Source organism: Corynebacterium sp. Marseille-Q2823, assembly GCF_903645345.1.
Lineage (GTDB): Bacteria > Actinomycetota > Actinomycetes > Mycobacteriales > Mycobacteriaceae > Corynebacterium > Corynebacterium hiratae.
The window spans coordinates 203,913-222,423 of sequence record NZ_CAHJXS010000003.1 but is presented as its reverse complement, the minus strand read 5'-3'; the positions used below and the strand labels follow the sequence as shown (position 1 = coordinate 222,423).

Sequence of the window (18,511 nt, the reverse complement as noted above, 5' to 3'; positions counted from 1 at the left end):
CGCACTAAACCTGCGGGGATTCGGTGCGGGAGCGCTTGAGTTCGAAGAAGTACGGGAACTTGGCGAGGCGCACGGAGGCGTCGAAAAGCTCGCCGGCTTCCTCGCCGGTGGGAACGCGGGTAATGACCGGGCCGAAGAAAGCGGTATCGCCGAACTTCACCACCGGGGTGCCGACCTCATCGCCAACCTCAGAGATGCCGCGGTTGTGGAACTCGGTGAGCTTCTCATCCATCTCTTCGGTGTTGGCCACGGAGGCGAAGGTGGAGGGGAGGGAGACGTCGTCAAGCGCCTGCTTGATGATGTCGTCGTAGGCGCCGTAACCCTTCTTGCCGCCCTGGCCCTCCGTGTGGATGCGGGTGCCCATGGCGGTGTAGAAGGCGTCGACCTTGTCCGGGGCCTCCACGGCAATCTTGGCTGCTACGCGGGCAGGGCCCCAGTTGGCCTCCATCATCTTCATGTACTCCGGGTCCAAGTCGCGGCCCTTGTTGAGCACCGAGAGGGACATCGGCTGGAAGGTCACCTCGATATCGCGGACCTTCTCCACCTCTTTAATCCAGCGCGAGGTCAGCCATGCGAAGGGGCAGGAGCAGTCGAACCAGAAGGTTACTTGTTGGGCCACAGTAAATCTCCTTTGCTTGTGTAGTCTGTGGCACCCCACCCTAGGCGTGTGACTACGCTGGTGCAGAGACTTAATCACCGACGAAGAGGAGTAACCTACATGACCTCGATTAACCTCACCCGCGAGGAAGCCCAACAGCGCTCCGGCATGCTGGAGGTAAGCCACTATGACGTTGCCCTCGACCTCACCGGGGAGGAGTTTTTCACCTCCACCACGGTGGTGACGTTCCGCGTGAAGGAAGCTGGCTCGACATTTATTGATCTGCGCGGTGACGAGCTTCTCGAGGTCCGCCTCAACGGCGCTCCCCTGCCCACCAGTGCTTATGACCCGACCTACGGCATCCCCCTGTCGGGTCTGCAGGTGGCGGAGTATGAGCTGAAGGTCGTGGCGAAAATCCGCTATTCGCGCACCGGCGAGGGCCTGCACCGCTTCGTTGACCCGGTCGACGGTGAAGCTTACCTCTACACCCAGTTCGAGACTGCCGACGCCAAGCGCGTCTTCGCCTGCTTTGACCAGCCGGATCTGAAGGCTACGTACTCGCTGGCTTTTGAGGTCCCAGAGCACTGGACGGTGATTACCAACTCCCCCATCAGGCGTTCAGGCAACACCGTGCGCGCGGCGGTGGATTACCCGCTGTCGACGTACCTGATTGCTCTGTGTGCGGGCCCGTATGTGGGCGTGACGGATACGTGGACGGGCACGCTGGCGGAGCACCCGGAGGGCTCGCCTGCTAAAACCGTTGAGGTGCCGTTGGGTATTTATTGCCGCCCCTCGCTGCTGGATTCGCTCGACGCCGAGCGCCTGTTCACGGAGACCAAGCAGGGTTTTGATTTCTACCACCGCAACTTCGGCTTTGCCTACCCCTTTGGCAAGTACGACCAGATTTTCGTTCCGGAGTTCAACGCCGGCGCAATGGAGAACGCCGGCTGCGTGACCATCCGCGACGAGTATGTTTTTACGTCGCAAGCCTCGCACTACAAGTACGAGCGCCGCGCGGACACCATTCTGCACGAGCTGGCGCACATGTGGTTCGGTGACCTCGTGACCATGCAGTGGTGGGATGACCTGTGGCTCAACGAGTCCTTCGCCACCTGGTCGGCGGCGATTTCCCAGGCGGAGGAGACCCAGTACGACACCGCGTGGGTGACCTTTGCCAACGTGGAGAAAGCCTGGGCCTACCAGCAGGACCAGCTGCCCACGACGCACCCGATTTCCACGGATGCCTCCGATATTGAGACTGTGGAGCAGAACTTCGACGGCATCACCTACGCCAAGGGGGCGTCGGTGCTGAAGCAGTTGCAGGCGTACGTGGGCCGCGAGAATTTCTTCGCTGGCGTGCGCCGCCACTTCCAGGAGCACCAGTGGGCCAACGCTACTTTCGGGGATTTGCTGCGCCACCTCGAGGAGGCCTCGGGGCGCGACCTGTCCTTCTGGGCACAGCAGTGGCTGAAGACCACGGGAGTGAACACTCTGGGTGTGGCGTTGGAGACGGACGAGTCCGGCACCATCACACAGGCCTATCTCACCCAACGTGGCGATACTCTGCGCACCCACCGCGTCGCCGTCGGCGTCTACGCCCTGCAAGGAGAGAAGGTGGTGCGCACCGAGCGCATCGAGATGGATATCGATGGCGCCTTTACCGAGATTCCGGAACTCATTGGCCGCAAGCAGGCGGACATCGACTTTGTGCTGCCTAACGACGATGACCTGACCTACTGCCTCATCGAGCTGGACGCCGGTTCCTTGCAGTTCCTATTGGAGAATGTCGACAAGTTCGAAGACCCCATGGCCCGCACTTTGTGCTGGTCCACCGCCTGGGAGATGACCCGGGCAGGTACCATGCGCGCCCGCGATTTCGTGGCGCTCGTGGCCCGCGGTGCGGCGGCGGAGACGGAGCTCGCCGTGCTGGAGCGAATCCTCTCCCAAGCTGCCATGGCCCAGTCCACCTATACGGACCCCGAGTGGGCACAGGAGGACACGCAGCTTGCCGACGCTCTCCTTGACGGCGCCCGCTCCGATAACGCCGAGCGCTCCATCGTCTTCACCCAGGCGCTGGCCGGCATCAAGCTTCACGACGCCTCCCGCACCTTCTTCCAAGAGCTCCTTAAGACCTCCTCGGATGCGGGCCTGCGCTGGAAGGCACTCACTGCGCTCATCGCCGATGGCTCGCTTGCCGACGTCACCGGCCCCGAAGCCGCCGGCGCCGCCATGACGGCGGTGGCTGAGGAACTCAACCGCGATAACACCGCGACGGGTTACCAGGCCTCGCTTAAGGCGTTGGCCGCCGTAAACACCGAGGACAACAAGCGCGCGGTGTGGGACGAGATTGTCGCCGGTGAGCTGGGCAACCGCGACTTGGAGTCGAAGCTGGCGGGCCTGACGTTCGTAGGCGCCGACGAGCTCCTGCCGAGTGCAGAGTTCTTCGACGTGGCGGAAAAGATCTGGTCCGCGCAGTCCAACGAGATTGCCTTGACCACGGTGACCGGCTTGTTCCCGCGCTGGGATGTCAGCCAGGAGACCCTCGACCGCGCCGACGAGTTCCTCTCCCGCGACCTGGCCGGTGGCCTGCGCCGCGCCGTGACCGAGCAGCGTGACCGCCTCGCCCGCGCCCTGCGCAACCGCGCCGTCGACCGCGGTTAACACCGCGTCTAGCCCCTCCTGTTGAGGGGCTTTTCTCGTACCAGCCCCATTACCCTTTTACCCAGGGATTTTGTTCCTCCGGTTGCGGGGTTGCGGGTGCTGGTTTAATCTTCGTGCCCATGGGGGATATTGAAACCTACCTCCGCCTCCGCAACTCGGGGATTGCGCTGGTGGAACACATACCTGGCACACCCGATGAGCTCCGCGCGCTCGGCGCTGACCCAGCCGACGCCACCGAACTTGCCGGTCTGCACCAGGTGTACTTCGGCCCCACCCGCTACACCGGCAAACAGAAAAAGGCACGCGCTGCCGCCATTCAACAACGCCACAGCCTAGGCACCCTCACACTCATTGAAACCTACGTTTCAAAAGTAAAGAAAACCCTCGACGCCTGGAACCTGAGAGTCAGACTTACCGCCACACCCGCACACCGCATCCCCACCGTCGCCGCCACACGCCTGAAAGAACTGCGTTCCAAACGCATAGCCAAACCAGGGGTGCGCATCACCTACCGCGCACAAGGCCCCAACACCCTTTCCATTACTGACGATGCCACCACGATTGCCAACATGCGCGGTGTCCTCGAATCCACCAACACCACCGACCTGCTTCAAGCCGCCAACGACGTCTTCTTCAAAGAGGGCACCGGTTCCAAGCCTGCGGTGCGTACCCAAGTCATCGTCACGTTAAACGAGTTGGACCAGATCATCAACGGCGACGGGGACGAAATAGAGCTCAACCTGACCAACGGTGGGCGCATGACAGGGGCCGAGTTCTTAACCCACAAGTTTGCCGAAATAGGCTACGCCACCATCGTTCACCCCATTGAAGGGCCCATTAACACCTGGCGGCTAGAACGAGGGGCAAACTTCAAACAGCGCCTTACCCTGCACGCTGAATTCCACACGTGTTCAAGACCTGGGTGTAATAAGCCAGCTGATTACTGCCAAATCCATCACCTCATCCCCTGGCAAGCAGGCGGCTACACCAACATTAAGAACCTGACCTTCCTGTGCGCCTACCACAACGGTATTAACGATGATGACCCTTTAAAACCCACCGGGCGCGGCTACATGTACCGGCTGAATACCGGGGTTAGTTTCATCCCACCCTGGGGAACACCGATAACCGCGATGCCCGAATACCAGGAAGCAGTCGCCAGACTCAACACCGAACAAGCAGGACAACCACCAGAGGAACCACCCGACAGCAGCTAACACCCACAGCCACCACACGCAGCAACGGCAGAAAGGAAACAGCTAACCACCAGTGACAACACTGCCACCCGCAGACCACATCAAGGCACGCGGGCATATCGGCGATCCTTGAGCACGATTCACGCGCTTCCCGCTGAGGGTTAAGCCCTTAAAGAACGAAACCCGCCAACCGAAAGATGGCTGACGAGTTGGCGTGCTTTAACGCCTCCCCAAAGGGACACACCTAATGACGGCTGCCCCCGCAGGGTCGCAGACTCATAGTGATTAGTCGAGGGTCGGCGTGGGGTCCTCGCCGATGACAACTTCCACCGTGACCGCATCGGGGCGCAGGGTCTCTTCCAACTGGGCAGCTACGACACCGCCCTCTGCCTTGACGGTTCGCGTAATGCGCAAGACCGGTTGGTTGCGTCCAACGCCCAGGGCTTTCTGCTCCTCCGTGCGCGCGGTGGCGGCCACGAGAGAATCCCGCTTAAATACGGGTGCCAGGTCAAGCTCCGTCAATAATTCAGTCAGCGGCTTCTGCATTTCCTCTTCCGTGAGGCGCGGTGCCAAGGCCTGCGGGATAAGAAGCGTGGAGGCCATGATGGGCGATCCTTCAGTCATCTGCACCGTGCGGCATTCCCACACGGCATCGCCTTCTTCAATCCCAAAGGTGGAGGCGAGGTGCCCGGGTGTTTCAATAAGCGTCAGCGACAGCACCCGCACCTCAACCTCAAGACCATGCTCCCGTAATTGGTCAAGCGCGCTGCGCCCGCTCGTCAGGCTCAACGTCGGCGGGGTGGCACGCACGAAGGTGCCGCCGGTGCGCCCGCGCTTGCGGTCGATAAGTCCCTCGATCTGGACGATGTCCAGGGCGTGGCGCACTGTCATGCGCGCCACCTTGTATTCCTGAACCAATTCCCGCTCCGTGGGGAAGCGATCACCCGGCTTCAGTTCGCCGGATTCAATCTTGCTCCGCAGCGAATCCGCGATCACCAAATAGGCGGGGCGGCGGCGTTGAGAGGTGGACACGCCTCATAACTGTACCGTGTGCTGGGTTTTTCGCATCTTGAGAGAAAACGCGCCACCTACTTGCGCTGGTTTAGCTCAATGCGTGGGCGCACGCGGATCTCAGTGAGCTGCGTGGTAGGGCCGGCATCAACGGTGGCGCGGATAGCCTTCGCCACCTCGACTGGGGCGATGACATGCTCCGGGTTGTAGTCCTGCAGGCCCTGCAGCATCGGGGTATCCGTCGGGCCCGGCGCGACGGTGGACACGCGGATGCCGAGCTCGCCGAGGCGCAAGCCGTCGGCAAGCGCGTACAAAGCATGCTTCGTGGCGGCGTAAATGACGTTGTCACCATAGGAGTGAATGCCGGCACCGGAGTTAATGAACACCACAAGCCCTTCCGCCGCACGCAGCGCGGGCAGAAGCTGGCGGGTCAGCTCGGCTGGCACGTGCACGTTGAGGTCCATCTGCGCGCGCCAATCCTCTGGCCTAGCGCTTTCCACAGAGCGCTTATCCGCCCGCGCCGCCGCATGCACGAGCACGTCGACGCGTTCAAGCGAAGCCAGTTCGGTGGGGAGCGCTGCGCCGTCGAGAAGCGACAGCAAGTCGATTTCCACCGGCACGATGTTCTCCGCCTCCGGCAGCTCCCCGGCGCGCCGGCCCAGGGCATACACGCGGTGGTCCCGGGCAAGATCCTTGATGATCTCCGCGCCCATTCCACCCGTCGCACCAGTTACAACGGCAGTTTTCACCATGGTTGTTCCTCCTTCTCGTTAGCGGAAACGCTTCGGTACATCCGGCTCCCCCAGCGTCAGCATCAGGCGGTTGGCCCAGTTGAAGAACGCGGAGGAATTGATGACATCGATGATGGCTAGGGTATCGAATCCCACGGCCTCGAGGCGCTCAACGTGGGAGGCGTCGAACGCAAAGGGAGACTCGGTCAGGGCCAGAGCGGCATCGCGGATGGCAGACCACTGCGCCGAGCCCAGGTCAGCATCTACGCCTTCCTCGAGCAGGCGGTCAATCGCCGCGGCGTCACCGCCCTCCTCCTTCGCGCGCTGCTGGTGCACCGACGCGCAGTACTCGCAACCGTTGAGGCGCGAGACTACCGTGGCGGCCAGCTCACGCTCGGCGCGGCCGAGGCCGCCGTCGGTGTTGTAGAAGATGTCCAGGTCCGTGAGCGTGCGCGCCTTGAGCGCTGCTGGGTCGCGGGCTAGCAGGCGGAAGTACTCCATGTCGATGCGCTCGGGCTTAATCAGCGCATCACGCTGCGCGTCCGTGAACTCCTCCTTCGGCTGCGGCGGCACCCAGGGCTTCCAGCCCAGCGAGTGCGCCACGAAGCCCTGCGGCTTGGCGACGTCCGGCACCAACGTCCCCTCCCCCGGCACCCACTCCGGGGTCTGGGTGGGGCGCGGCGCCTCAGTCACGGGCGCGGGCTGCGCGGCACCGGCAAGCACGGAGAGGCCGTACACCACGCGCAGCTGGAAGGATAGGAAGCTGACCAGCTGCGCCAGCGTCACGATGTCATCGTTGGACCACCCGGCCGCCTGCAGGTGACCAATCGCAGCCGGGGAGGCGTCCTTGGGGTGGAAGACCAGCAGGTGGGCGAAGTCAAGGGCGGCGGCGAGGCGCGGTGGGCCCTCGAAAAGCGTGAAACCGCCCTCGATGTACGGGCCGGTGGTGATGCCGTGCTCCACCGCGCGGGCTATCGCGGCGGCGAGCTCCTCCGACTCCTCCGCCAGCAGGTCAGAATAAAAGGCGACGGCAGGAGCCGCCTGATACACGCCTGCAACGAAGGTGGCGATGGCGTAGCGCTCCGCATAGCTGAACGTGCCGGGCGCTGAAGGCTCGAGGAGCGCGGCGAAGGAGGCCTGTGCGTTCTCCTTTGCTTCGGGCCGGCGCTCGCGCAGCTGAGCCACATCTCCTTCAACACCCGCCAACAGGTTAATGATGTCTGCCATGAATGAATCCTTTCTTGTGTTCGCCCCAGGCTACAGACCCAGGTTGAGGTCGCCGGCGCGGTAGCGAGAGCCGGGGATGGCCTCGATGAGCTTCCGGGTAAACGGTGACTGCGGGTTGCTAAATACCTCTGCCGTAGGCCCGCACTCCACCTGCTGGCCTTTGGAGAGCACCGAGACGGTATCGGAAATCTGGTTGACCACCGCGAGGTCGTGCGAGATGAAAATGTAGGTCAGGCCGAGCTCCTCCTGCAGCCGCGCCAGCAGCCGCAGGATCTGGGCCTGCACGGTGACGTCGAGGGCGGATACTGCCTCGTCGAGGATGACCAGCTCCGGTTCCACGATCATGGCGCGCGCAATGGCCACGCGTTGGCGCTGGCCGCCGGAGAGCTCGCGCGGGCGGCGGTCGTAGTAGTCCGGGTTCAGCGCCACCAGGTCCAAGAACTCCTTAGCCTTTTCCTTGGCCGCACTTGCACGCGCCCCCTTCAAGTTCCTCAGCGGCTCCGCTACCGTCTGGCCGATGGACTGCTTGGGGTCCAGGGAGCCGTAGGGGTTCTGGTAGACCAGCTGGATGTTGTTACGCTCTTCACGCAAGGCCTTGCCGCGCAGGCCCACGATGTCACGCCCGCCCACGGTGATGCTGCCCGATGTCGGGGTGTTGAACATGGCGATGCTGCGCCCAGTCGTGGTCTTGCCGGAGCCGGACTCGCCCACGATGGCGTGGGTCGAGCCCTTGGCCACGGTGAAGGAGATGTCATCGACCGCGGTGAAGTCGCCGAAGCGCTGGGTCAGGCCTTCCACGCGCACCAGTGGTTCGCCGGCATCCCGAGCAGTCGCCGCGACGTGGGGAACAGAAGAAGCGCGTTCAGCGGTTGCGCCAGCCTTCGCAACAGCGCCGGTGGTTGCTGTGCGGGCGTCGGCGACGGTGAGGGAGGGGGCGTCGGCAAGCAGGCGTTTGGTGTAGTCGTGGCGCGGGTTCGTCAGCACCGTGGCGGCCAGGCCCTCCTCGCGCAGCTGGCCGGACTCCATGACCACGACGCGGTCGGCGCGGTCACCGGCCACGGCGAGGTCGTGGGTAATGAAGAGGATGCCCATGCCGAGCTCTGCGCGCATGTCGTCGAGGAGGTCGAGGATGATCTTCTGCACGGTGACATCCAGCGCGGAGGTGGGCTCATCGGCGATGATGAGGTCGGGCTCCAGCGCCACGGCGGCGGCGATGAGCACGCGCTGCTTCATGCCGCCGGACAGCTCGTGCGGGTACTGGTGATAGCGGCGCGCAGGGTCATCGATGCCGACGCGCTCCAGCAACTCCAACGCCTTAGCCTTGCGCTCGGCCGCAGTACCAACCTTGTGGATGCGCAGCCCCTCCTCCACCGAGGCGCCGATGGTCTGGACTGGGTTGAGGGAGTTGTTCGGGTCCTGCGGGATCAGCCCGATGCGTCGCCCTCGCAACTCACGCCACTGGCGCCGGCGCAGCGAGGTGATATCGCGTCCATCGAAGGTGATGGTTCCGGCATCGATCGTGGCATTCGAGGGCAGCAAACCGATGGCTGCCATAGCCGAGGTGGTCTTGCCGGAACCCGATTCGCCCACGATGGCGGTCATCTGCCCCGGGTGCACCTCGAGGTTGACGCCTTGCACGGCGGAAACGTCACCACCTGCGGTCGAATAGGACACGTTCAGATCCCGCACGCTGAGCAGGGGCTGCGCTGCATTTTTTATAACAGTCATGTTAGGCCTCCACGGGGAAGTTCTGGGACAGGCGGTTGGCGGACATCACCACGGCGACCAGCGCAATGCCGGGCAAGATGATGAGCCACCAGGCGGTGGCCATGAAGTCGCGGCCCTCGGCGATAATGAGGCCCCATTCCGGAGTGGGTGGCGGGGCGCCGTAGCCCAGGAAGCCGAGGATGGACAGCTGCAGGATCGCGGTGCCGAACTGCAGGGTAGCCAGGGCGATAACCGGAGTGAGTGAATTGGGAAGGATGTGGCGGAAGAGCACGGTGGCGTGGGTGGCGCCAGCGCCGTATGCGGCCTCGATGTAGTCCGAGCTGGCCACGGTGATCACCTGGGAGCGAGCTAGGCGCGCGAAGGTCGCGACCGAGGTCGCGCCGACGGCCACAGCCGCTTGCACGGAGCCGAAGCCCAGCACGATGATGATCGACAGCGACAGCAGGATGCCGGGGATGGACAGCAGCACGTCGACGACGCGCATGAGCACGCTATCCACCGCTCCTCGCAGGGAGCCGGCGAGAAGACCGATCAGCGTGCCGACGACGAGGCCAACAGCCACGGCGATCAGCGCGCCAAGCAGCGACTGGCGGGCACCGTAGACGATGCGCGCATACAGGTCGCGGCCCACCGCGTCCGTGCCCATCAGGTGGCCGGACTCCCCCGGCGCCAACAGGGCTACGTCGGTGCCCGCGTACGGGTCAGCCGAGGTAAACAGGCTCGGGAACAGGGCGGCCAAGAACGCCACCGCGAGGACGATAATGGCGATGACGGAACCCGGCGCGAGCCATGGGTTGGCCTGCCCCGCGGGAGCGCGGCGCGAGGTTCGCAGGGGTTTGGTGAACGTCACACTCATGAGCGCACCGTCCTTTCTTCAGTGGCGGCAGCGCGGCGTTTCGGGGAACCGGCGCGCAGGCGGGGATCCAGTACCGGGTAGAGCAGATCCACGACGAGGTTGATGATGATGTAGGAAGTTGCGGCGATGAGAACCACCGCCAGCAGCACCGGGGTATCGCGGTTAGCCACCGCTTGGGCCACCATGTAGCCCAAGCCGGTACGGCCGAAGACGGTTTCGGTCACCACGGCACCGCCGACGAGCTCACCAAAGAGCAGGCCCGCCATGGTCAAGGTAGGCAGCAGCGAATTACGCAGGACGGTGCGCCAGAAGATCCAGGACTCCGAGGCACCACGAGAGCGCACCGCCTGGACGAAGGGCCGCGACTGCGTCTCATCAATGGAGCGAATCAGAACCTGGATGAGCGGTGCGGCCATGGGCACGGACAGCGTCAAGGTCGGCAGGATGAGGCCTTCGACAGACCCAGGTTCGATAACGCGCACCCAGCCCAGCTGGAAGGAAAAGAACTGGATGAGCAGGATCGCGATCCAGAAGCCGGGCAGCGAGACCATGAAGGAAGGCAGACCCCGGAAGAAGGAGCCGATGGCGCCGAGACCGGGCAGCGTGGCAAGGAAGGCGACGAATACGGCCACGATGAGTGCCAAGCCGATGGCGCTGATGGCCAGGATGAGGGTGTGGGGAAGGGCGTCGGCAAGCAGCGTAGCCACCGGGGCGCCGGACTGCGTGGAGTTACCAAAGTGCCCGGTGAGGAAGCCGCCCAGGGAGGTGAAGTACTGCACTACAAGCGGCTTGTCGACGCCCATCTCCTCCCGAATAGCCTCAATCTCCGCCTGGGATAGGCCCAGGGCGGGATCGCCGAATCGCGACTGCACGGCATCCGACGGCAGCGCCGACAGAAGCAGGAAGGCCACGGTGTAAGTAATGAGCAGCACGAGGAGAGCCTGCCCAATGCGGCTGAAGATCTGGCGGGTTGTCATCTATTTTTCCTCCTCATCCGATGGCGCGGCGTCGATGCTGACCTCGTAGAACCACGGGCGCGCTACCGATTCCGGGCTAAAGCCAGTGATGCCCGGTCGCACGGCGTAGACCACAGGTTCCTCGAAGAGCGGGAGCACGTAGGCCTGCTCGGTGAGGTAGTCCTGGACCTCTTCCGTGGCCTTGATGCGGCCTTCTTTGTCGGGGGTGTCGAGGACGGCGTCGAGAAGCTCCTGCAGGTGCTCGTCGATGGGATTGCCCTCCGCGTCCTGGTTGAGGAAGGCATCGCGGTTGTTGATCCCGTAGAGCGAGGTGATGACGTCGTAGTCGGCGCGGCCCACCATCGAGTGGTAGATCTGCACCTTGTTGATGTCCTTGGCATCGGCGTTCTGGGTGGCCTGGTCGCCGGCGTTGACCTGGATGCCAATGCCCAGGGCGCGCAGCTGGTCCTGGACCATGGTCATGACTTCCTTGGAGCGCGGCTGTGGCAAGGCGGTGTTGGTGCGCAGGACGAGTCGCTGGCCGTCCTTGACGCGGATGCCGTCGGGGCCGGGCTCCCAGCCGGCCTCGTCGAGGAGGCGCTTGGATTCCTCGGGGTCGAAGGTGTAGGCGGCGGACTGGTCCTTGTAAGCCAGGCCGGTCTCCGCCACGGAGGAGGTGGCCAGCGGGTAAGACCCGGAGAAGAGCACACGGAGGATTTCCTCGCGGTCCACGCCGTGGATGATGGCCTCGCGCACGCGCTTATCTTGCAGCAGCGGGTGGTCGAAACGGAAGGCGAATTGGTTGTTCATGGAGTTGGTACCGCGCGAGACGATGTCAACGCCTTGTTCTTTCAGCAGCGACTCCTGCGGGGCGGAGATCTGGCGGGCGATATCGGCCTGACCGGAGAGAATAGCGCCGGTGCGCACGGATTCCTCGGCGGCGAGGATGTAGTGGACGCCGTCGATCTCCGCGCGCCCCTGGTGCTTGACCGCTGGCGGGGCCCAGTCGTAGTCCTCGCGGGTCTTGAGCTTGAGGTCAGTGCCGATTTCTTCCGATTCCACCACGAAGGGCCCAGAGCCGATGACGTTGATCGCGTTGCCGGGGCCGAAGCCCTCGTTGTCCAAAGCCAGGGTGGAATCGGAGAGCAGCCCGGCGTTGTAGGCGGAGGTGGCCTGGAGGAAACCCGGAGAAGGCTGGGTGAAGTAGAACTTCACGGTGTCCTCGTCCACGACCTCGCCGTGGTCATAGTTGGCGATCTGCTCGGAGCTGGTCAGCGTGCGGGACTTGTCGCCACGACCGAAAAGATCGAAGTTGGCCACGACGTTCTCGGCGGTGAGCGGGGAGCCATCGGAGTAAGTGACGTCGGTGCGAATGTTAAACGTGTATTCCGTGGCATCCTCGTTGACCTCGGGCATCTCCGTGGCGATCCACGGCGAGAGCTCGAGGGTTTCGGGGTCTTGGTAGAGGAGGCGGTCGGTCAGCTGGTTGACCACGCCGCCGTTGGGATAAAAGCCCGCGGCTGGCGGATAGAGCGTGCGGAAGAATTGCGGCTCGAGGTAGGTAAGGACGTTGTCCTCACCGTCCGGCCGGTCCGCAGCAGAGCAGCCCGCTAGGGCCAGGGCTGCTGCCAAGGTGGCGGCGAGTGCGCGTAAGGTTTTCACGGTATTGCTTTCAGAAAGTAGATAGTCGGTGTGCAGTGCGTCTCTGGATTTAACACAACGCATACTGAGCGGTATTATTCCACTAGACAGCACAGTCTAAAAGTTTGAGGTTGATTTATATGCCCGCCATCGCCATCGTCGGGGCCGGCCCGCGTGGTATCTCGCTGGTCGAGCGCCTTGCAGCCCACCTGCGCGCGACCCCCCTTCATTCACCCCTGCGGCTCCACATCATCGACGATGCCCCGCTGGGCGCTGGCCGCATTTGGGATACCGAGCAGACCCGCACGCTGTGCATGAACACCTTGGCCGGCGCGGTCACGTTGTTTACCGAGCCCGGCTCCACGACCACCGCGCCGGTACTTGAAGGCCCCATCCTCTATGAGTGGATCCAGCTTCTGCGCGGCGAGCGCCCCTCCATCTCCCCCGCCAAGCTGGAGCTCTACGATTCCCACCCGCCGCGCGAGGGGCTTGCTGCCTCTTTTGCCGAAGAACTCGCGCAGACCCGCCCGGAATCCAACCCCTCCCGCGCGCTCTACGGCGCCTACCTGGAGTGGGTCTTCGAGGTGGCGCTGGCTCAGCTGCCGGAGAGCGTAGACGTCGTCCAGCACCGCGCCCGCGCACTGTCCGTGGAGGAGCACGGTGAGCAGGACGCCATCGAGCTTTCCGACGGCACCACCGTCACCGCCGACGCCACCGTCCTGGCCTATGGCTGGCAGGTGCCTGCGTTGAACGAATCCGAGCGCGCACTGGCGGAGGCTGCGGATTCCGGCCTGCACTGGGTGCGCCCGGATAACCCCGTGGAGCAGCCGGTATCTGAGGTCCCTGCGGGCGAGAAGGTCCTGGTCCGCGGCCTGGGCATGGGCTTCTTCGATGTCATGGCGCTGCTCACCATCGACCGTGGCGGCGAATTTGTAGAGGATCCCTCCACCCGCTCCGGCCTGCGCTACGAGCCGAACGGCGAGGAACCGCACTTCATCGTCTCCTCCGGCCGCGGCTACCCCTATATCCCGAAGTCGGAGTACCACGCGCTGCCACCGCAGGCCGCGCTGACCCGCTTCCGCGCCGCGGTCGCCGCGCTCGATCCGGAGGCGGAGCTGGACTTCGGCACGCAGCTGCTGCCGCACATCCTGCGCGATGCCTACGCCGAGTACTACGAGAACCAAGCGCGGGTGGCACCGGATGCTCTGCAGCGCCCGCTCGAGGATATCCTCACCACGATCGATTCCACGGAGCTCACCGCCCCGGATCTTCGGGGCATGGCGGACCAGCTGCGCGTCGCGCTCGACGGCGCATCGACTGAGCCGCTCGACCTAGCGCACTGGGCGCACCCGCTGGCGGACTTCGACGGCACTGAGAACACCGAGCTCACCGAGTACATCGCCGAGGGCCTCGCCCACGATATCCGGGAGGCCGTCGCCGCCGCCGATTCCCCGCTGAAGTCCGCGCTGTGGGTCATCTCGGCCGCGCGCAAGCCTTCCTCCATCGCCGGCTCGGAAGGCCGGATGACGTGGGAGTCCCGCACCAGCACCTACAAGGAGTTCATGGCCTTCGGGCAGATGGTGGGCTCCGGCCCGCCACTCTTCCGCACCCGTCAGCTGCTCGCGCTTGTCGACGCCGGCCTCGTCACCTTCCTAGGCCAGCGCCCCCAGCTGGAGATCGGCGAGAAGTTCACGCTGCGCACCGCGCACGGTGAGGCTTCCTCCACCTGGCTTATCGACGCCTGGATGCACTCCCCCGATGTCCGCCGCGCCGGCGATCCACTCGCAGTGTCCCTCAATGGGCGCGTGCGCGCCTTCGTCGATCATGGCCAGGCCACCGGCTCGCCGGAGACGACGTGGAGCCGCCGCGCGGTCAACCCCGGTGGCACCGAGGACCCGCGCCTGCACATCGTGGGCATCCCCACCTATTCGCAGTGGCCGGATACCACCATCTCCCCCATGCCCGGCACGGATCCGCTCATGCTGCAGGAGACCGACCGCACGGCCGGCTCCCTGCTCACTTCCCTCTAATCACGCGGCGGTTTAATCCAGAGCGTCGAGGGCCTGCTCCAAGTCCGCGAGCAGGTCATCGATGGACTCGATGCCCACAGAGATGCGCACGAGGTCTGCCGGCGGCACGAGCTCGGAGCCCTCCGCGGAGATGTGCGTCATGTTCTGTGGGTGCTCGATGAGGGACTCCACGCCGCCGAGGGACTCCGCCAGCGAGATGAGCTTAGTGTTGAGGCAAATCTGGCGGGCATGCTCCTCGCTGTGGAAGCGCACGGACATCATGCCGCCGAAGCCACGCATCTGCTTCTTAGCCAGCTCATGGCCCGGGTGCGAGGGCAGGCCCGGGTAGAGCACCTGCTTGACCTCCGGACGGGATTCCAAGAACTCAGCCACGGCCTGCGCATTGGAACAGTGGCGATCCATGCGGACTTCCAAGGTCTTGATACCGCGGGCGGTGAGGTAGGCGTCGAAAGGCGAGGACACCGCACCGACATTGCCTTGGAAGTACAGCAGGCGCTCGTCCATCTCCGCGGAGTTGGTCACGACCGCGCCGCCCAGCACATCCGAGTGGCCGCCCAGGTACTTCGTAGTGGAATGCAGCACGTGATCCGCGCCCAGCTCCAAAGGATTTTGCAAGTAGGGCGTGGCGAAGGTGTTGTCGACGACGATCTGGGCGTCGCCAGCCTCCTTGACTGCCTTAGCGACCGCAGCGATATCCGTGATTGTTGTCGCCGGGTTGGTCGGGGTCTCCAGCCAAATCAGCTTGGTGTTCTCCTGCAGCGCCGCCTCTACCGCCGCGGTATCGGCGGTGTTGACGATGGACAGCTCGATGCCCCACTGGCCATAGTCGTGGTGCAGCAAGCGGTACATGCCGCCGTAGGCATCGTTGCCCAGAATCACGTGGTCCTCCGGGCGCACGAGGATGCGGATGAGGGTATCGACTGCCGCCATGCCCGTGGCGAAACAGCGGGCGTATTCAGCGTTCTCTAGCGCCGCGAGGGTCTTCTCGAGGGAGTGAACGGTGGGGTTGGCCACACGGCCATACTCATAGCCGCCGCGCAGCTGCGCGAGGCCATCCTGCTGGAACGTGGTGGAAGCGTAGATCGGTACGTTGATGGATCCCATGTGAGGATCCGGCTGGTAACCGGCATGGATGGAACGGGAGGAAAAGCCAAGGGTGCGGTTGTCAGTCATGAGGCACAAGTCTAGACCAAGCTGTTCAGTTGGGAGAAAGACGAGCTTTTTATATTCAGTTCTCTTCCCTACCATCGGTAGACGTCAGTCGTGAGCGACAGTAGAAAGGACACACGTGACCAGACCTACCGCATACCTCAGCGCTTCCGCCGAGCAGACCAACGGGGCCGTCGACGCGGTCACCCGTTGGTGGCAGACCGAGAACATGCAATCCTGGCTCATCGACAAACCCATCGGCATCGCGCTCATCCTCATCGTCGCCGTCATCGGCAACTGGCTGCTGCGCCGGCTTATCAGCAAGCTGGCGGATAACAGCATCAAAAAGGGCAAGCTCAGCTCGCCGCTTTCCCCGCGGAAGGTGCACCGCGAGACCGACAAGGTTCTCGCGCAAACACAAGAGGCACGGCGCACCTCCCGCATCCAAACGCTCGCCGGCGTAGGCCGCTCCGCGGTCTCCATCTTCGTCTGGGTCTGGGCCGTGCTCGCCATCCTGGACAAGCTCGGCGTCAACGTCGCCCCGCTCGTGGCCTCTGCCGGTGTGGTTGGTGTCGCCCTTGGTTTCGGCGCGCAAGCGCTGGTCAAGGACTTCCTCTCCGGCATCTTCATGCTCATGGAGGACCAGTACGGCATCGGTGACACCATCGACCTCGGCAACGGGGTCTTCGGTGATGTCGAGTCCATCTCCCTGCGCATTACCACCGTCCGCGATATCGACGGCGCGCTGTGGTACGTACGCAACGGCGAAATCCTGCAGGTGGCCAACCATTCCGACCGCTACTCCGTGGCCCGCGTCCAGGTCCCGATTGCGCTGAGCAACGATCCCACGCGAGCAGTCGACGTCATCACGTCCGCAGCCGAGGAGGCCGCCCGCGATCCCGAAATCAAGGACTACATCCTGGCCACGCCCACGGTCAACGGCATGTCCGGCTTGGAGGTCGACCACATGTCCTACCGCGTGTCCGTCAAGACGCTGCCAGGCAAGCAATGGGATGTGCAGCGCGCGATGCAGGCGAAGATCCTCACAGCCATGCACGAAGAGGGGATCACCACCCCCTACCCGCGCGGGATGGCTATCTTTGATCTGGAAGAACCCGGCCTGACGCGAAAGGAAGACTAGACGTGCAACCAACGAGCGTGTACGAAGCCGTCGGCGGAATGGAGACCTTTGAGAAACTCGTCGGCGGCTTCTACGCCCAGGTGCGCGAAGACGATCTCATCGGGCCGATGTACCCCCAGCAGGACTGGGAAGGCGCACAGCAACGCTTGACCTGGTTCCTCGTGCAGTATTGGGGAGGTCCGCAGCTCTTCTCCGAGCAGCGCGGCCACCCGCGTCTGCGCATGCGCCACGCGCCCTACCCCATCGACATAGCTGCCCATGATCGCTGGCTCGAACTCATGGGCAACTCCCTGGCGCAGATCGACGAAGACACCATCCCGCCCGCCTACCGCGCCATGATCTGGGACCACATGGAGCGAGTAGCAGCGATGCTCATCAACCGCGCCCCCTAAAGCCCGAAGGCCTCCTTCACCGGCTGGGAGACCAGTTCTCCCCCGCGGGTCATAAGCCCATCGGCCAATCCCGAGAAGCGCTCCACCGCACCGTCGAAGCCATCGGCAGCCACTGCGCGAATGTAGGGCAGAGTGGCAGAACCCAGCGCACGGGCAGAGGTGTTCGCCACCGCGCCGGGCATATTGGCCACGCAATAGAAGATGGTGTCGTGCACCTTGAAGGTGGGATCGTCGTGGGACGTCTTGCGGGAGTTTTCGAAGCAACCGCCTTGGTCAATGGCGACGTCGACAAGCACTGCACCCTTCTTCATCCGCTGTACCACGTCTTCGCGCACCAGCTTCGGGGCCGCCGCGCCCGGAACCAGGACTGCGCCGATGACCAGATCTGCCTCCAGCAGCTCGGACTCCAGCGCCGCGGGGTCCGAGACAATCGTGCGCACGTTGCCATGGTACTGCTCATCGAAGCGCTGCAGCACGTGCGGGTCAAGGTCCAGCACGGTTACCTCCGCGCGCAATCCTTGCGCCATCGCCACCGCCGAAGCTCCCACCTGGCCACCACCGATGACGACAACGCGGGCCGGGCGCGTGCCCGGCACACCGGCTACCAGCAATCCGCGCCCGCCCTCAGTAGACAGCAGGTGGTGCGCGCCCTCAGTAACCGCCAGGCGGCCAGCCACCTGGGACATCGGTGTCAGCAGCGGCAGCGTGCCCCGGGAATCGGTCACGGTTTCATAGGCCACGGCCGTCGTACCGGCCTTCATGAGCGCTTCCGTCAGCGGGCGATCCGCAGCCAGGTGCAGGTAAGTAAACAGCAGGAGGTCTTCGCGCAGGTAGCCGTACTCGGATTCGAGAGGCTCCTTGACCTTGACCACCATATCCGCCGCCCAAGCCTCCGCAGCGGAAGGGACAATGGTCGCGCCGACGGCTTCATAGTCGGAGTCCGGAAATGAGGCGCCTTCCCCGGCCGCTGTTTCCACCAGGACCTCGTGACCGTCCTTGATCAAGATGTCCGCGGCACTAGGAGTAAGGGCGACGCGGTTTTCGTTGTTCATGATTTCTTTGGGTACAGCAATACGCATGGTGAGAGCCATCTCCTTTTGTTGAAGAAAACTGAATTCGACCCCTTCAGAGTAACGCAGATCACCTCCTGTGTGCGTCGCTCTTGTTCACCGAGCGGGGTGATTCTTGAAGAAT

The 18,511-nt window shown here is 63.9% G+C and carries 15 protein-coding genes; 5 read left to right on the top strand and 10 right to left on the bottom strand.

Features of this window, described 5'->3' with window-relative positions; all coding sequences use genetic code 11:
* Positions 1 to 4: 4 nt before the first annotated feature.
* A complete protein-coding gene (locus tag HWX44_RS04890) occupies positions 5 to 619 on the bottom strand; it encodes a mycothiol-dependent nitroreductase Rv2466c family protein (RefSeq protein WP_070511991.1) in 615 nt (204 codons plus the stop codon).
* Between the two features lie 99 nt (positions 620 to 718).
* Here HWX44_RS04890 and pepN point away from each other — a divergent pair, with 99 nt between their 5' ends.
* On the top strand, positions 719 to 3,259 hold the full coding sequence (gene pepN / locus HWX44_RS04885; RefSeq protein WP_175973423.1) for an aminopeptidase N: 2,541 nt from the start codon (positions 719 to 721) through the stop codon (positions 3,257 to 3,259).
* A gap of 119 nt (positions 3,260 to 3,378) precedes the next feature.
* Complete coding sequence (locus tag HWX44_RS04880) at positions 3,379 to 4,476, top strand: HNH endonuclease signature motif containing protein (RefSeq protein ID WP_052750509.1); 1,098 nt, start codon at positions 3,379 to 3,381, stop codon at positions 4,474 to 4,476.
* Positions 4,477 to 4,740: 264 nt separating this feature from the next.
* Here the strand turns inward: HWX44_RS04880 and HWX44_RS04875 are convergent, their stop codons facing one another.
* Genes HWX44_RS04875 through HWX44_RS04845 form a run of 7 tightly spaced genes read right to left on the bottom strand, consistent with a single transcriptional unit; the run spans position 4,741 to position 12,689 of the window.
* The gene (locus tag HWX44_RS04875; RefSeq protein ID WP_046647316.1) at positions 4,741 to 5,487 is read right to left on the bottom strand and encodes a GntR family transcriptional regulator; all 747 of its coding nucleotides are present in this window, start codon (positions 5,485 to 5,487) and stop codon (positions 4,741 to 4,743) included.
* A gap of 56 nt (positions 5,488 to 5,543) precedes the next feature.
* Positions 5,544 to 6,218 (bottom strand): SDR family oxidoreductase, encoded by a 675-nt coding sequence (locus HWX44_RS04870; RefSeq protein WP_070511984.1) that lies wholly within the window; start codon positions 6,216 to 6,218, stop codon positions 5,544 to 5,546.
* Positions 6,219 to 6,236: 18 nt separating this feature from the next.
* Entirely contained in the window at positions 6,237 to 7,424 is a 1,188-nt protein-coding gene (locus HWX44_RS04865) for an alkylhydroperoxidase domain protein (RefSeq protein WP_175973421.1), read from the bottom strand.
* Positions 7,425 to 7,454: 30 nt separating this feature from the next.
* On the bottom strand, positions 7,455 to 9,152 hold the full coding sequence (locus HWX44_RS04860; RefSeq protein WP_175973419.1) for a dipeptide ABC transporter ATP-binding protein: 1,698 nt from the start codon (positions 9,150 to 9,152) through the stop codon (positions 7,455 to 7,457).
* A 1-nt stretch (position 9,153) separates the two neighbouring features.
* Positions 9,154 to 10,008, bottom strand: coding sequence for an ABC transporter permease (locus HWX44_RS04855; RefSeq protein WP_046647321.1), 855 nt, complete (start codon positions 10,006 to 10,008; stop codon positions 9,154 to 9,156).
* Positions 10,005 to 10,985 carry an ABC transporter permease gene (locus HWX44_RS04850; RefSeq protein ID WP_070511974.1) on the bottom strand — a complete coding sequence of 327 codons (981 nt, stop codon included), beginning with the start codon at positions 10,983 to 10,985 and terminating at the stop codon, positions 10,005 to 10,007. Before HWX44_RS04850 ends, HWX44_RS04855 begins: the two co-directional genes overlap by 4 nt.
* Positions 10,986 to 12,689, bottom strand: a complete 1,704-nt coding sequence (locus HWX44_RS04845) for a TIGR04028 family ABC transporter substrate-binding protein (protein WP_254868109.1) — start codon at positions 12,687 to 12,689, stop codon at positions 10,986 to 10,988.
* A 56-nt stretch (positions 12,690 to 12,745) separates the two neighbouring features.
* On the opposite strand from HWX44_RS04845, the gene HWX44_RS04840 reads away from it, so the two are divergent.
* Positions 12,746 to 14,635 (top strand): FAD/NAD(P)-binding protein, encoded by a 1,890-nt coding sequence (locus tag HWX44_RS04840; protein WP_175973415.1) that lies wholly within the window; start codon positions 12,746 to 12,748, stop codon positions 14,633 to 14,635.
* A gap of 12 nt (positions 14,636 to 14,647) precedes the next feature.
* Here HWX44_RS04840 and HWX44_RS04835 read toward each other — a convergent pair whose 3' ends face one another.
* Positions 14,648 to 15,808 carry a cystathionine gamma-synthase gene (locus HWX44_RS04835; RefSeq protein WP_175973413.1) on the bottom strand — a complete coding sequence of 387 codons (1,161 nt, stop codon included), beginning with the start codon at positions 15,806 to 15,808 and terminating at the stop codon, positions 14,648 to 14,650.
* Positions 15,809 to 15,923: 115 nt separating this feature from the next.
* Here HWX44_RS04835 and HWX44_RS04830 point away from each other — a divergent pair, with 115 nt between their 5' ends.
* Both HWX44_RS04830 and HWX44_RS04825 read left to right on the top strand, forming a co-directional pair.
* Positions 15,924 to 16,925, top strand: coding sequence for a mechanosensitive ion channel family protein (locus HWX44_RS04830; protein WP_175973411.1), 1,002 nt, complete (start codon positions 15,924 to 15,926; stop codon positions 16,923 to 16,925).
* A gap of 2 nt (positions 16,926 to 16,927) precedes the next feature.
* The gene (locus tag HWX44_RS04825) at positions 16,928 to 17,317 is read left to right on the top strand and encodes a globin (RefSeq protein WP_046647325.1); all 390 of its coding nucleotides are present in this window, start codon (positions 16,928 to 16,930) and stop codon (positions 17,315 to 17,317) included.
* Here HWX44_RS04825 and ald read toward each other — a convergent pair.
* Positions 17,314 to 18,396, bottom strand: a complete 1,083-nt coding sequence (gene ald, locus HWX44_RS04820) for an alanine dehydrogenase (RefSeq protein ID WP_049155868.1) — start codon at positions 18,394 to 18,396, stop codon at positions 17,314 to 17,316. The two genes, HWX44_RS04825 and ald, sit on opposite strands and share 4 nt — an antisense overlap.
* Between the last annotated feature and the right edge of the window lie 115 nt (positions 18,397 to 18,511).